A 12,390-nucleotide genomic window follows, 5' to 3' on the forward strand; every position below is an offset into this window, starting at 1 on the left:
GGCGGCGGGAAGTCGATCACCAACGCGAACGGCCTGTGCCTCGACAACAACGCCGCGAGCACGGCCAACGGCAACAAGGTCCAGATCTGGGACTGCAACGGCAGCATCGCCCAGCAGTGGACCTTCGTCGCCGCGGGCACGACCCTGCGCGTCCAGGGCAAGTGCCTGGACATCGCCGCGGGCGGAACCGCCAACGGGACGAAGGTGCAGCTCTACGACTGCAACGGCACGGGCGCGCAGGTGTGGATCCCGCAGTCGAACGGGTCCTACCTGAACCCCGCGTCGAACCGGTGCCTCGACAACCCCGCGGGCTCGACGACCCGCGGCACGCAGGTCCAGATCTGGGACTGCAACGGGTCGGGCGCCCAGAGGTGGACGCTGCACAGCTGACCCGCTCCCCGACCGCTCGGCGCCGCACGGACGCGGTGCCGAGCGGTCGGCGCGTGCGAGCGCCAGGATGGGTTCGTGGACGTGCACCACATCACCCCGGACGGCGTCGTCGACGTCACGGTCGACGACATCCCCGCGCTCCTCTCGTCGGGCGAGGGCCTCGTCTGGGTCGACGTCCCCGCGTGGGACGACGAGGCCGCGGCCGCGCTCACGGCGGCGTTCGACCTCCACCCGCTCGCGGTGCACGACTTCGAGGTCCGCAACCGGCTGCCGAAGGTCCACTCCTACCCCGACGCGCTGCTGCTGGTGCTGCACGCGCCGGAGCGCGGGCGGGGTGGTCACGTCCACCACGTCGAGCTCGACCGGGTCATCGGGCCGGGGTACCTGCTCACGGTCCACGGGCCGGTGAACCCGGCGGTGGCGCCGGAGGTCGCGCTGCGGGACACCCGGGAGGTCCTCGCGCGGATCCGCGCGGGCCGGTTGCGCCCGACGACCGCGTTCGACATCTCGCACGCGATCGTCTCGACCCTGACCCGCCGCATGGAGGCGTTCGTCGAGGAGCTGACCGCGGAGGTGTGGGAGCTCGAGCGGCGGGTGACCGCAGACTCGTACGACAACCCCGAGAAGTTCCTCGACGAGATGTTCCGCACGCGCCACGGGCTGCTCGCGGTGCGCACGATCGCCGCGCAGACCGCGGAGATCTACCGCCGCCTGACCGCGATCTCGCGCGCGGTGCCCGACGAGAGCCGCCACCTGGTCGCCGACCTGGTCGACCAGTTCGAGCGGATCGCCGGCCTGGCGGGCGAGGAGCGGGACTACCTGCAGGGCGTGATCGAGTTCTACCGCGCCCGCACCGAGACGAAGATGACGATCGCCGCAGAGCGGCTCGCGGTGATCGCCGTCGTCACGCTGCCGATCACGGCCCTGGCCTCCGTGCTGGGCATGAACCTCATCGTCAACGACCACACGACGGGCGTCCCGCTCGCCGTGGCGCTCGCGATCATGCTCGCGATGTCCGGCGGGCTTCTGTGGTGGGCGAAGCGGCAGGGATGGTGGTGACGGGGCTGGACACGGCGGTGTCCGCGATCTGAGATCACTGCCTCGGGTGCTTGATCGCGGCATCGCCTCGTGCTCCTCTATTCGGGCCGTGCCGGGACGTTCCCGGTCGTCGGCCCTCTCAGGACAGCTCTGAACAGGAAGGGAGCCCGCCGTGATCGCGACCCGCGCACTGCCGCTCCCCGCCCTGCGGCGTTCCTGTCCGGCCTGCTGTCAGCAGCGCTGACTCCCGCCCGGCCCTCGCCGGGACAGCAGGCCCGTCCGATCGCGCCCCGGCCCTCCAGCCGCGACGAGCGCCGTCGGTCCGCAGACGCATCCGAGAGGCATGACCATGAGCATCGACCTGTCCCCCCGCCCCACCGTCGTCGAGGGATCGCTCGGCGTCGAGGAGCTGACCGCCCTGACCCGCTCGATCGCCGCGCGGCCCGAGCTGTGGAAGCCGCTCGTGCAGTTTCAGGACAGCGGACGCTGGTGGACCCGCCTCGAGGCCCCGGACGGCGTGGACGTCTGGCTGCTCACGTGGCTGCCGTCGCAGGGCACCGAGCTGCACGACCACGGCTCGTCGGCCGCGGCCTTCACGATCGCGGCGGGCACGCTCACCGAGTTCCGTCCCGACGCGCAGGGCACGCCCGTGCCCCGGGAGTTCGCGACCGGGCTCACGCAGACGGTCGACCCCGGCGACCTGCACGACGTCCTCAACGGCGGCACCGAGCCGGCCGTGAGCATCCACGCCTACTCGCCGCCGCTGACGCGCATGACGTACTGGGCGACAACGGACGACGGCCGGCTCGTGCCCGCGCGCACGGTCGACACCGACGAGCCGGAGACCGACAAGTGAGCGCGCGCCCGCGCCGGACCATCGAGGACGTGCTGGCCGAGGCCCGTGCGGGCCTGGACCGCCTCGAGCCGCGCGACGCGTGGGAGGCCGTGCGCCGCGGCGCGCTGCTCGTCGACATCCGTCCCGCCGCGCAGCGTCTCGTCGAGGGCGAGGTGCCGCAGGCCGTGATCATCGAGCGCAACGTGCTCGAGTGGCGCCTCGACCCCGCCGGGTCGCACCGGATCCCTGAGGCGACCGGATATGACGTGCAGGTGATCGTGCTGTGCTCCGAGGGCTACACCTCGAGCCTCGCCGCGGCGGCCCTGGCCGACCTCGGCCTGCACCGCTCGACCGACGTCGTCGGCGGCTTCCACGCCTGGGTCGCCGCCGGCCTGCCCGCGACCGGCGGCGCGTTCGGTCCGGCTCCTCGGCTGCACGAGGAGCGCCCCCTGCTCGTCGGCTGACCGCTACTCGTCGGCTGGCGGGTTCACCCGTTCGCCACGCCCGTGTCACTCCATCGGGGTACCGTGCCCGGCGCACCGCAATCCGGTGCATCGTCGACATCACGGGAGGACTCCGACATGGGGATCAGCAACCGAGCGCGCGGCACGCGCGGCAGAGTCGCCGCGGGCGGTGTGGCCATGGCTACGGCCTTGCTCGCCGGCCTCGCCACTCCGGCCATGGCCGGTGGGAACGGCCATGGTCACGGGCCGAGCCACGGCCAGGTCCGTGACTACCACCTGACGGTGATGGGCACGACCGACCTCCACGGCAGCGCCCTGAACTGGGACTACTTCAAGAACGCCGAGTACGACGACAGCGCGCACAACGACGTGGGCCTGGCGAAGGTCTCGACGCTCGTCGACCAGGTCCGCGCCGAGAAGGGCAAGCGGAACACGCTGCTCGTCGACGCGGGCGACACCATCCAGGGCACCTCGCTCGCGTACTACTACGCGAAGATCCAGCCCATCTCGAGGACGGTCGAGCACCCGATGGCCGCCGCCATGAACGCGATCGGCTACGACGCCGCCGCGGTCGGCAACCACGAGTTCAACTACGGCATCCCCTACCTGCGCACGTTCGAGAAGCAGCTCGACTTCCCGCTGCTCGCGGCGAACGCGCTCGACGACGGCACCGGCAAGCCCGCCTTCAAGCCGTACGTCATCAAGACCGTGCGCCCCGCGCACGGCAAGCCGATCAAGGTCGGCATCCTGGGGCTGACCAACCCCGGCATCGCCATCTGGGACAAGGCCAACGTCGAGGGCAAGCTGAGCTTCGGCGGGCTCGTGGAGCAGGCCAAGAGTTACGTGCCGCAGATGAAGCGGGCCGGCGCGGACGTCGTCCTGGTCGCCGCCCACTCCGGGGCGGACACCTCGTCGTCGTACGGCGACACGCTGCCGTTCCCGGAGAACGCCGCGACGCTCGTCGCGCAGCAGGTGCCGAACATCGACGCGATCCTCGTCGGGCACGCCCACCAGGAGATCGCCAAGCGCGTCGTGACGAACACCGCGACCGGCAAGCCCGTCGTTCTCTCCGAGCCGCTCAGGTGGGGCGAGCGTCTGACCGTCTTCGACTTCGACCTCAACTTCTCGCGCGGGCACTGGTCCGTCGCGTCGGTCGACTCGAAGGTGCTGAACTCGAACACGGTCGCGGAGAACCCGAAGATCGTGAAGCTGCTGGCCGCCGACCAGAAGAAGGTCGTCGAGTACGTCAACGGCGTGATCGGCACCTCGACGCAGGCGATGTCGGCGGCGACGGCCCGGTACGAGGACACGGCCGCGCTCGACTTCATCAACTACGTGCAGGCCGAGGCCGTCAAGGCAGATCTGACGGGCGCGGACGCCGACCTGCCGGTCCTGTCCATCGCGGCGCCGTTCAACAAGGACGCCGCGATCCCCGCGGGTGACGTCTCGGTGCGCGACATCGCCGGGCTGTACATCTACGACAACACGCTGCTGGGCATCAAGCTCACCGGCGCGCAGGTCAAGGCTTACCTGGAGAAGTCGGCGGAGTACTTCAAGCCCGTCGCCGGACCCGGGACGTACCCGGCCGACCAGCTCACCAACGCGGTCACGCCGACCGCACCGAGCGGGACGCCGGACTACAACTACGACGTGATGGGCGGGCTCGACCAGCCGCTGACGTACGACATCGACCTGACGAAGGCGGTCGGCAGCCGCATCACGGGGCTCGCCTACGGCGGCGCGCCCGTGACGGACGACCAGGTGTTCGTCGTGGCGATCAACAACTACCGGCAGTCGGGCGGCGGCAACTTCCCCGGCGTCGTCGGGGCGCCCGTCGTCTACAACCGGCAGCTGGAGATCCGTCAGCTGCTCATCGACTGGGTGACGGCCCACCAGACCGTCGACCCCGCACTGTTCTCGGCGACCAACCCGGACTGGCAGCTCACCGCCGGCGCGACGCCACTGACGGTCACGCCGTAACGCCGACGCGGGTGCGGATGCCGCAGCATCCGCACCCGCGCTCTGCGACGATCGGTCCATGGCAGGCATCGGACCCGGGTGGAGCGAGAAGTCCCTCATGGTCGAGGGGCACCGCATCGCGTACCGGGTCAGCGACACCGTGCCCGACGCCGTACCGATCGTGCACGTGCACGGGTTCGCCATCTCGGGCTCGTACCTGATGCCGACCGCCCGGCGGCTGGCCCACCGCGCCACGAACCTCGTGCCCGACCTCCCGGGCTACGGACGCAGCGAGCGGAGGGACGCCACGCTCGGCATCCCCTCGCTCGCGACCGCGCTCGTCGAGATCCTCGACGCGCTCGGGCTCGAGAGGGCCGTCCTCGTGGGCAACTCGATGGGCTGCCCGGTGGTCCTCGAGGTCGCGCACATGAACCCCGAGCGCGTCGACCGCGTGGTCCTCGTCTCCCCCGCCGGCGGCGTGCACAACCAGCCGCTGCGCCGCGCGATCAAGCAGCTCGCCACGGACGGTGTCCGCGAGAGCCCGCGGATGGCGCGTGTCGCCGTGCCCGACTACCTGCGGTTCGGGCCGGTGAACACCTTCAACCTGTTCAGCGAGCTGACGCGGTTCCCGTCGCTCGAGAGACTGCTGGGCACGCCCGTGCCGGCGCTGGCCGTCATCGGCAGCCGCGACCCGTTCATGGCGCCCCCGTACCGGATCCGCGAGGTGGGGCGGCAGGCGCCCGACCACATCACCGTCGCGCTGATCGAGGGGGCCGCGCACGCGATCAACTTCAGCCACCCCGGCGAGCTCGCGCACGTGATCGAGTCCTGGCTGGACGGGGTCGAGATCGTCGACGACCCCGACGAGCCGGGCTTCACGCGCGTGCTCCAGCTGCCCCGCGACCCCTAGGTGAGACGCTCGACGAGCAGGTCCAGGAGCCGCCCGTCGGTCAGCGGCCGGAAGTGGCCCGGGGTCGGCAGGACCACGTCCGCGGCGCCCGCGAGCTCGCTGCCCTCGGGCACGTGCGGGTCCCAGAAGCTGTGCGCGGACGTGATCCGCGCGTTGGTCTCGACCTCGGCGGCGAGCGCCACGATCGTGGCGTTCGTCGGGACGAACGCGCGCACGGCGCCCACCAGGAACCAGCGCGCGTAGCGCGAGCCGGCGAACGGCGTGTTCACCGCGATCATGTCGACGATCCGCCCGTCGGGGTCCTCGTGCGACATGGCGAGCTTGCCGATCAGGCCGCCCTTGCTGTGCGCGAGCAGCGTGACCTCGCGCAGGTCGTGGTCGACGAGGTGGCGGCCGAGCGCCGCCGCGGCGTCCGGGATCGCGCCGCGGTTCACGCCGAGCTCGGGCAGCACGTGGACAGACACGCCCCGCTCATCAAGGAACCGGGCCCACGGCAGCAGGAAGCCCCACGGCTCGTACACGCCGGGCAGCAGGACGACCGTGCGGCCGGACCCACCGGCGAAGTCGTCGGGCCGCGCACGCGACACGGCCGCGGCGGCCTGCCACCGGCACACCGCGACGTAGTCGCGCACGCGCCACCACGTCTGCCGCACGAAGCGCACCACCCAGCTCACAGTGCGCGCGCCGCGGCGAGGTAGCGGCGCGTGACGAACCGCTGCGCGGCGTCCGCGACGACCGGGACAGCACGCGCCAAGGCCGGGGACGGCCGGCTGACGGCCTCGACGACGCACGTCAGCCGACCGGACGTCGTCGTCATCGTGAAGCGCTCGACGCCGTGCTCGGGGTGGCCGCGCAGGGTCGCGTAGGTGAAGCCGACCTGGTTGGGCTCGTCGATCACGTCGAGCACGCGGCACGGCGCGGCCCACGCGAGCGGGCCCAGCGGGACGCCGACGACGACGGTGTCCCCCGTGCGCGCCGGGCCCGCGGCGACGACGCGCAGCCCGGCCGCACGGTGCAGGTCCCAGCCCAGGAGCGCCGCGCCCGCCTCGGCGAGCGCGACACCAGGGATGTCGGTCGAGACCCTGAGCGAGGCGTATCCCGCGGGCGGGTCGGTGAGCCAGGAGGCCGGCGGGTAGACGCTCGACGCGCGCGCACGCTCGAGCGCGCGGCCTCGCGTCCGAGGTGACATCAGCACGCGCGCACCCCTTCGCCTCGCCGCGGACCGTCGCGCCGAGTCTGGCAGACGGGTCAGGCGCCCGGGCGCAGCAGCACCTTGGTCCAGCCGTGGTCGCGGTCGTCGAAGTGCTTGTACCCGTCGACGGCCGCGTCCAGCGAGAGCTCGTGCGACACGATGAACGACGGCGTCGCGCGGCCCGCGACGATCAGGTCGCGCAGCTGGCGGTTGTACCGCTTGACCGGCGCCTGCCCGGTGCCCATGTGCTGGCCCTTGGTGAAGAACGTGCCGTAGTCGAACCCGATCCGCCCCTCCTGGGCATCCTTCGTGGCGGCTCCCGGGTCCTCGGGCATGTACACGCCGACGACGCCGATGCCGCCCGTGGTCCGCACGACCTTCACCAGGTTGTCGAGCACGAGCTCGGGGTGCTCCTCGCCCGACGGGTCGTGCGCTTGGTAGCCGACCGCCTCGACTCCGCAGTCCGTGCCGCGGCCGTCGGTCGCGTCGAGGATCTGCTCGACCGGGTCGCCCGCGGAGAAGTCGATCGCGGTCGCACCGATCTTCCCGGCGAGGGCGAGCCTGTCCGCCTCCTTGTCGACGACGAACACCCGGGCCGCGCCGCGGATCATCGCGCTGTGCGCCGCCATGAGCCCGACGGGGCCTGCGCCGAAGACCACGACGTCGTCGCCCGGCTGCTGGCGCGCCAGGACCGTGCCGTGCCAGCCCGTCGGGAAGATGTCGCTGAGCATCGTGAAGTCGTTCTCATGCTCGGAGCCCGGCGGGAGCTCGAGCAGGTTGACGTCGGCGAACGGCACGCGCAGCAGCTCCGCCTGCCCGCCGGGGTACGGGCCCATGTTCGCGTAGCCGTAGGCTGCACCGTCGACGCCCTCGGTCGGGTTGAGGCTCGTGCAGAACGAGGTCCAGCCCTGCGAGCAGTTGCGGCACGTGCCGCACGAGATGTTGAACGGGACGCTGACGCGGTCGCCGACCTTGATGCGGGTAACGGCACCGCCGACGGCCTCGACGACGCCCATGTTCTCGTGCCCGAAGACGGTGCCCTCCTCGACGCTGGTCCGGCCCTCGTACATGTGCAGGTCCGACCCGCAGATGTTCGTGGTGGTGATGCGGACGACCGCATCGGTGGGCTGCTCGATCGTGGCGTCCGGGACCTCGGTGACCTCGACGTCGAACGGGCCACGGTAGACGACTGCGCGCATGGGGGAACTCCCTCTCCAGGAGTGGGTGTGGGCGTCGGGCGGCTTCCTCACCTCGTCGCCCGGCCATGGTGTGCAGGCCCCGCCGGAACCGCATCTCGAAGTGCCGTGGGCGCGACCGCAGGGCACGGTGGGTGGACCACCGGACGAGGAGGCAGCATGCACGTCGTGGTCATCGGCGCGAGCGGCAACGTCGGCACCGCGATCCTGCGCAGGTTCCGGGACGACGAGAGCGTCACCGCGGTCACGGCCGTCGCGCGGCGCATCCCGACGAGCACCCCGCCGGCCCCGTACGACGTGGCCCGGTGGGTGGCCTGCGACGTCGCGTCCGACGAGCCCGACGAGGTCGTCGTCGCGCGCCTCGCCGCGGCGGTCGCCGGCGCGGACGCCGTCATCCACCTCGCGTGGGCGATCCAGCCCAGCCACGACCGGCGGTACCTCGCACGCGTCAACGTCGACGGGACCCGCCGGGTCGTCGAGGCCGTGGCCCGGGCGAGCGTGCCGCATCTCGTGGTCGCCTCGTCGGTCGGGGCGTACTCCCCCGCGCCGGACGACGTCCCCCGCTCCGAAGGCTGGGCGACGCACGGCGTGCCGAGCTCCTCGTACAGCGCGGACAAGGCGGCGGTCGAGCGCGTGCTCGACGAGGCCGAGGTCGCCCACCCGCGCCTCGTGATCGCCCGCGTCAGGCCGGCGCTGATCTTCCAGCGCCGCGCCGGCAGCGAGGTGGCCCGCCTCTTCCTCGGGCCCCTCGTGCCGCGGTTCGCGCTCGGCGGGCACCTCCCGGTCCTGCCGTGGCCGACCGGGCTGCGCCTGCAGGCGGTGCACGGCGACGACGTCGCCGCCGCCTACCGGGAGGTCGTCGTCCGGCAGGCCAAGGGCGCGTTCAACGTGGCGGCGCCCGAGGTGCTCGGCGCGCAGGACCTGGCCGACCTGCTCTCGGGCGGGCGGTACCGCGAGGTCGCGCCGCCGCTGCTGCGCGGCGCGGTCTCGGCCGCCTGGCACGCGCGGGCGGTCGCCGCCGGCCCCGGATGGCTGGACATGGCGATGGCGGCGCCCCTGCTGGACACGTCCCGGGCGGAGCGCGAGCTCGACTTCCGGCCGCGGTGGACGGCACAGGCCGCCGTGCAGGACGTCCTCGCGGGGATCACGGAGAGGTCCGGCACGGCGAGCCCGCCGCTGAAGCCGGGGCGCTAGCCCTTCTTCGCCGCCTTCTTCTTGGGGGGATCGCTCGGCGCGACCGGTCCGTAGAGCGGGGCCACGTCGGCCATCTCGAGGTCGGCCGTCGCCTGGATGAGCGCCAGCAGGCCCTCGTCCACGCCCGGGCTGAACTCCTCGAAGCGCTCCTCGGCGATCGTCGACGGCACGCCGGCGGGCGCCTGCTCGCTCGCGTCGAGGGACGTGCCGTCCTTCGACGGCGACATGCCCTGGAAGATCCGCCCGGCCTCGGAGGACGCCGTGAGGTCGAACGAGTACTGCTTGCTCTGCAGCCCGAGGTCGACGAGCTTCTTCACCTCGGGGAACCGTTCCGCGTTCGTCTTGGGGATCGGCAGGACCTTGCCCCAGTCGACGCCGAGCGTCTCTAGCGCCCGGGCGTAGGCGTTCTCGTGCGCCTGGTCCCGAACGATGAGGTAGGCGATCGTCGACCGCGCGGTCTTGTTCTGGGTCATCTCGTAGATCCGGCACTTCTGCAGCCGGCCGGTGGACTCGAGCATGAGGTTGTAGAGCAGGTCGAGGACGAGGTTCCCCGAGTTGTAGACGTACGCGCCGCTCCACGGGTTGCCCGCCGAGTCGACCGGCAGGGCGCCCTGCGAGGCCACGAGCCAGTGGTGGATGTTGCCCTGGTCGAGGGCGAGGTTCAGCGGGATGTCCCCGCCGGCGCCCGGGGTGTCCAACGGGTCGGTCTTCGCACCGTTGTAGCGCGGCGAGCCGTCGAGCAGCCGGGCGATCGTCGTGCCGATGAGCTCGACATGGCTGATCTCCTCCGTGCCGACGCCCTGCAGGAGGTCGCGGTACGGCTTCGCGGCGGGGCCGCGGAAGTTGATGCTCTGGAACAGGTACTGCATCATCGTCCGCATCTCGCCGAACTGGCCGCCCAGCCCCTCCTGGAGCGCGTTGGCGGCTGCCGGGTCCGGCTCGTCGGCCTCGATGTCGTTGATGAGACGCTGCACGTGCAGGTACATGGTCGAATCCCTCGTTCGGGACGGCAACGCGGGCACCGATCGGGCCCGTGGGGGTGCTGGCTGTCGGCGCTGCGGCATCGCAGCACGGACGACGGAGCGTCAGGCGCATCACGGTGCGCGCTCGGGTCCGACGGGCGTTGCCTGCCCCGGACCGCGGGAGGGTCTCGACGTGACGTCGAGGCGATGGTGCGACGGTAGGACGATGTCCGTCCCGCCGCGACCTCAGACGGAGGTCACCGTGGGGTCGAGCACGACCTTGATGCAGCCGTCGTGCTTCTTCTGGAACATCTCGTACGCATCCGGCGCGGACTCGAGCGGGAGCCGGTGCGTGCGCAGGTCGAGCACGCCGAGCGGGTCCGCGGCGTCCTGGACCAGGGGCATGAGGTCGTCGATCCAGCGCTTGACGTTGGCCTGTCCCATCCGCAGGGTCACGCCCTTGTCGAACAGCTGCATCATCGGCAGCCCGTCGACCGCGCCGCCGTAGACACCGGAGATCGAGACCGTGCCGCCGCGGCGGACCAGGTCGAAGGCGGTGAGCAGCGCCGCGAGGCGGTCGACGCCCGCCTTCTCGATGAGCGGGCGCGACAGGGCGTCGGGCAGCAGGCCGGCCATCTTCTGCGCGGCCGCGGCCGCCGACGAGCCGTGCGCCTCCATGCCGACGGCGTCGATCGCCGAGTCCGGGCCACGACCACCCGTCAGGTCGCGGACGGCTGCAGCCAGGTCGTCGACCGCGCTCACGTCGATGACCTCGATCCCGTGCCGCCGAGCCATCGCGAGCCGCTCCGGCACCAGGTCGAGCCCGATGACCTTCGACGCGCCGCGGTGCGCCGCGATACGGGCCGCCATCTGCCCGATCGGACCGAGGCCGACCACGACGACGGTCCCGCCGGCCGGGACCTGCGCGTACTCGACGGCCTGCCACGCGGTGGGCGCCACGTCCGACAGGTAGAGATAGCGCTCGTCGGGGCTGCCGTCGTCGGGCACGACGATCGGGCCGAACTGGGCCTGCGGCACGCGCAGGTACTCGGCCTGCCCGCCGGGCACCTGGCCGTACAGCTTGGTGAACCCGAACAGCGAGGCACCCATGTCCTGGGACCGGACCTGTGTGGTCTCGCACTGCGCGAACAGGCCGCGCGAGCACATCCAGCACGTGCCGCACGAGATGTTGAACGGGATCACGACCCGGTCTCCCACCGCGAGACTGCCGGCGCCGGAGCCGACCTCCTCGACGACGCCCATCGCCTCGTGGCCGAGGATGTCGCCCGCGTCGAGGTACATCCCCAGGATCTTGTACAGGTGCAGGTCTGAGCCGCAGATCGCGGTCGACGTGACCCGCACGATCGCGTCCGTCGGCTGCTCGATGCGCGGGTCGGGGACCGTCTCCACGCTCACCTTCTCGGTGCCTTGCCAGGTCAGTGCGCGCACGTCGTCCTTCTCTCTCCGGTGGGTCAGGTGGTCATGCCGCGAGCCGCTGCGCGACCAACGGGCACTGGAACGGGTCACGCGAGGCGAGCCCGACCTCGTTGAGGTAGCGGACGACGATGGCGTAGGAGTGCCCGAGCGTCGTCTCGGTGTAGGTGATGCCCCGTTCCGCGCAGAACTCGCGGACCACGGGAGCCGCCGCGCGCAGCGCCGGGCTCGGCATGCTCGGGAACAGGTGGTGCTCGATCTGGTGGTTCAGCCCGCCCATGAACGTCTCGACGACGCGGCCACCGGAGACGTTGCGGCTGAGCAGCACCTGGCGGTGCAGGAACCCGATCTTGAGCGAGGCAGGGACGATCGGCATCCCCTTGTGGTTGGGAGCGAACGACGCGCCCATGTAGACGCCGAAGAGCCCGAGCTGCACGCCGAGGAACGCCAGAGCCACCCCGAACGGGAGGAACCAGAGCACCACGGCGAGGTAACCGCCGAGCCGGAGCGACAGGAAGGAGATCTCGATGGCGCGTCGCTTCACGGGACGGCGCTGCACCAACCTGCGCACGCCGGTGACGTGGAGGTTGAGTCCCTCGAGGAGCAGGAGCGGGAAGAAGAGCCAGCCCTGCCGCTGGGCGAACCAGCCCGCGAGGCCCGTGCGTTCCCGGGTGAGGTTCGCGGTGCTGAAGACGAGCGCCCCCGCGTCGATGTCCCCGTCCGCCCCGAGGGTGTTCGGCTTGGCGTGGTGCCGGCTGTGCTTGTGCTGCCACCAGCCGTAGCTCATGCCCGCGTACAGGTTGGCGATGACCAGGC

General features: G+C 71.8%; 13 protein-coding genes. 7 read left to right on the forward strand and 6 right to left on the reverse strand.

Annotated elements, in window-relative coordinates:
- From D1825_RS03190 to D1825_RS03215, 6 genes are all read left to right on the forward strand, one after another.
- The coding region (locus D1825_RS03190; RefSeq protein ID WP_138067393.1) for a ricin-type beta-trefoil lectin domain protein at nt 1-390 on the forward strand (390 nt) is incomplete at its 5' end.
- Between the two features lie 75 nt (nt 391-465).
- Nucleotides 466-1,449, forward strand: coding sequence for a magnesium transporter CorA family protein (locus tag D1825_RS03195; RefSeq protein WP_118766030.1), 984 nt, complete (start codon nt 466-468; stop codon nt 1,447-1,449).
- Nucleotides 1,450-1,777: 328 nt separating this feature from the next.
- A complete protein-coding gene (locus D1825_RS03200; protein WP_158580675.1) occupies nt 1,778-2,284 on the forward strand; it encodes a cysteine dioxygenase in 507 nt (168 codons plus the stop codon).
- Complete coding sequence (locus tag D1825_RS03205) at nt 2,281-2,727, forward strand: rhodanese-like domain-containing protein (RefSeq protein ID WP_118766032.1); 447 nt, start codon at nt 2,281-2,283, stop codon at nt 2,725-2,727. The genes D1825_RS03200 and D1825_RS03205 overlap by 4 nt, the downstream gene beginning before the upstream one ends.
- A 177-nt stretch (nt 2,728-2,904) precedes the next feature.
- On the forward strand, nt 2,905-4,707 hold the full coding sequence (locus D1825_RS03210) for a bifunctional metallophosphatase/5'-nucleotidase (RefSeq protein WP_199721481.1): 1,803 nt from the start codon (nt 2,905-2,907) through the stop codon (nt 4,705-4,707).
- 58 nt (nt 4,708-4,765) lie between these two features.
- Nucleotides 4,766-5,596: an alpha/beta fold hydrolase gene (locus tag D1825_RS03215; protein WP_118766034.1), complete on the forward strand. Its 831-nt coding sequence runs from the start codon at nt 4,766-4,768 to the stop codon at nt 5,594-5,596.
- On the opposite strand, the gene D1825_RS03220 is transcribed toward D1825_RS03215, so the two are convergent.
- From D1825_RS03220 to D1825_RS03230, 3 genes are read right to left on the reverse strand one after another with little or no spacing between them, the layout of a single operon-like run.
- Complete coding sequence (locus tag D1825_RS03220) at nt 5,593-6,261, reverse strand: esterase/lipase family protein (protein ID WP_118766035.1); 669 nt, start codon at nt 6,259-6,261, stop codon at nt 5,593-5,595. The genes D1825_RS03215 and D1825_RS03220 overlap by 4 nt on opposite strands.
- A 5-nt stretch (nt 6,262-6,266) precedes the next feature.
- Complete coding sequence (locus tag D1825_RS03225; protein WP_233549596.1) at nt 6,267-6,785, reverse strand: DUF1990 family protein; 519 nt, start codon at nt 6,783-6,785, stop codon at nt 6,267-6,269.
- A gap of 59 nt (nt 6,786-6,844) precedes the next feature.
- A complete protein-coding gene (locus D1825_RS03230; protein ID WP_118766037.1) occupies nt 6,845-7,987 on the reverse strand; it encodes a glutathione-independent formaldehyde dehydrogenase in 1,143 nt (380 codons plus the stop codon).
- A 156-nt stretch (nt 7,988-8,143) separates the two neighbouring features.
- On the opposite strand from D1825_RS03230, the gene D1825_RS03235 reads away from it, so the two are divergent.
- Nucleotides 8,144-9,178 carry an NAD-dependent epimerase/dehydratase family protein gene (locus D1825_RS03235; protein ID WP_118766038.1) on the forward strand — a complete coding sequence of 345 codons (1,035 nt, stop codon included), beginning with the start codon at nt 8,144-8,146 and terminating at the stop codon, nt 9,176-9,178.
- Here D1825_RS03235 and D1825_RS03240 read toward each other — a convergent pair.
- The 3 genes from D1825_RS03240 to D1825_RS03250 all read right to left on the reverse strand — a co-directional run.
- Nucleotides 9,175-10,164: a manganese catalase family protein gene (locus D1825_RS03240; protein ID WP_118766039.1), complete on the reverse strand. Its 990-nt coding sequence runs from the start codon at nt 10,162-10,164 to the stop codon at nt 9,175-9,177. The two genes, D1825_RS03235 and D1825_RS03240, sit on opposite strands and share 4 nt — an antisense overlap.
- Before the next feature lie 222 nt (nt 10,165-10,386).
- On the reverse strand, nt 10,387-11,589 hold the full coding sequence (locus tag D1825_RS03245) for a zinc-dependent alcohol dehydrogenase (protein WP_118766040.1): 1,203 nt from the start codon (nt 11,587-11,589) through the stop codon (nt 10,387-10,389).
- 31 nt (nt 11,590-11,620) lie between these two features.
- Nucleotides 11,621-12,390, reverse strand: a 770-nt coding sequence (locus D1825_RS03250) for a fatty acid desaturase family protein (RefSeq protein ID WP_138067394.1), incomplete at its 5' end; no start/stop codon positions are given.

The organism is Cellulomonas rhizosphaerae (assembly GCF_003470205.1).
Lineage (GTDB): Bacteria > Actinomycetota > Actinomycetes > Actinomycetales > Cellulomonadaceae > Cellulomonas > Cellulomonas rhizosphaerae.

What these genes read in the sequence shown, in the direction of transcription:
- D1825_RS03230 (WP_118766037.1), bottom strand. Translation starts at nt 7,987, where the DNA reads ATGCGCGCAGTCGTCTACCGTGGCCCGTTCGACGTCGAGGTCACCGAG.
- D1825_RS03235 (WP_118766038.1), top strand. Translation starts at nt 8,144, where the DNA reads ATGCACGTCGTGGTCATCGGCGCGAGCGGCAACGTCGGCACCGCGATC.
- D1825_RS03210 (WP_199721481.1), top strand. Translation starts at nt 2,905, where the DNA reads ATGGCTACGGCCTTGCTCGCCGGCCTCGCCACTCCGGCCATGGCCGGT.
- D1825_RS03215 (WP_118766034.1), top strand. Translation starts at nt 4,766, where the DNA reads ATGGCAGGCATCGGACCCGGGTGGAGCGAGAAGTCCCTCATGGTCGAG.
- D1825_RS03240 (WP_118766039.1), bottom strand. Translation starts at nt 10,164, where the DNA reads ATGTACCTGCACGTGCAGCGTCTCATCAACGACATCGAGGCCGACGAG.
- D1825_RS03200 (WP_158580675.1), top strand. Translation starts at nt 1,778, where the DNA reads ATGAGCATCGACCTGTCCCCCCGCCCCACCGTCGTCGAGGGATCGCTC.
- D1825_RS03225 (WP_233549596.1), bottom strand. Translation starts at nt 6,785, where the DNA reads ATGTCACCTCGGACGCGAGGCCGCGCGCTCGAGCGTGCGCGCGCGTCG.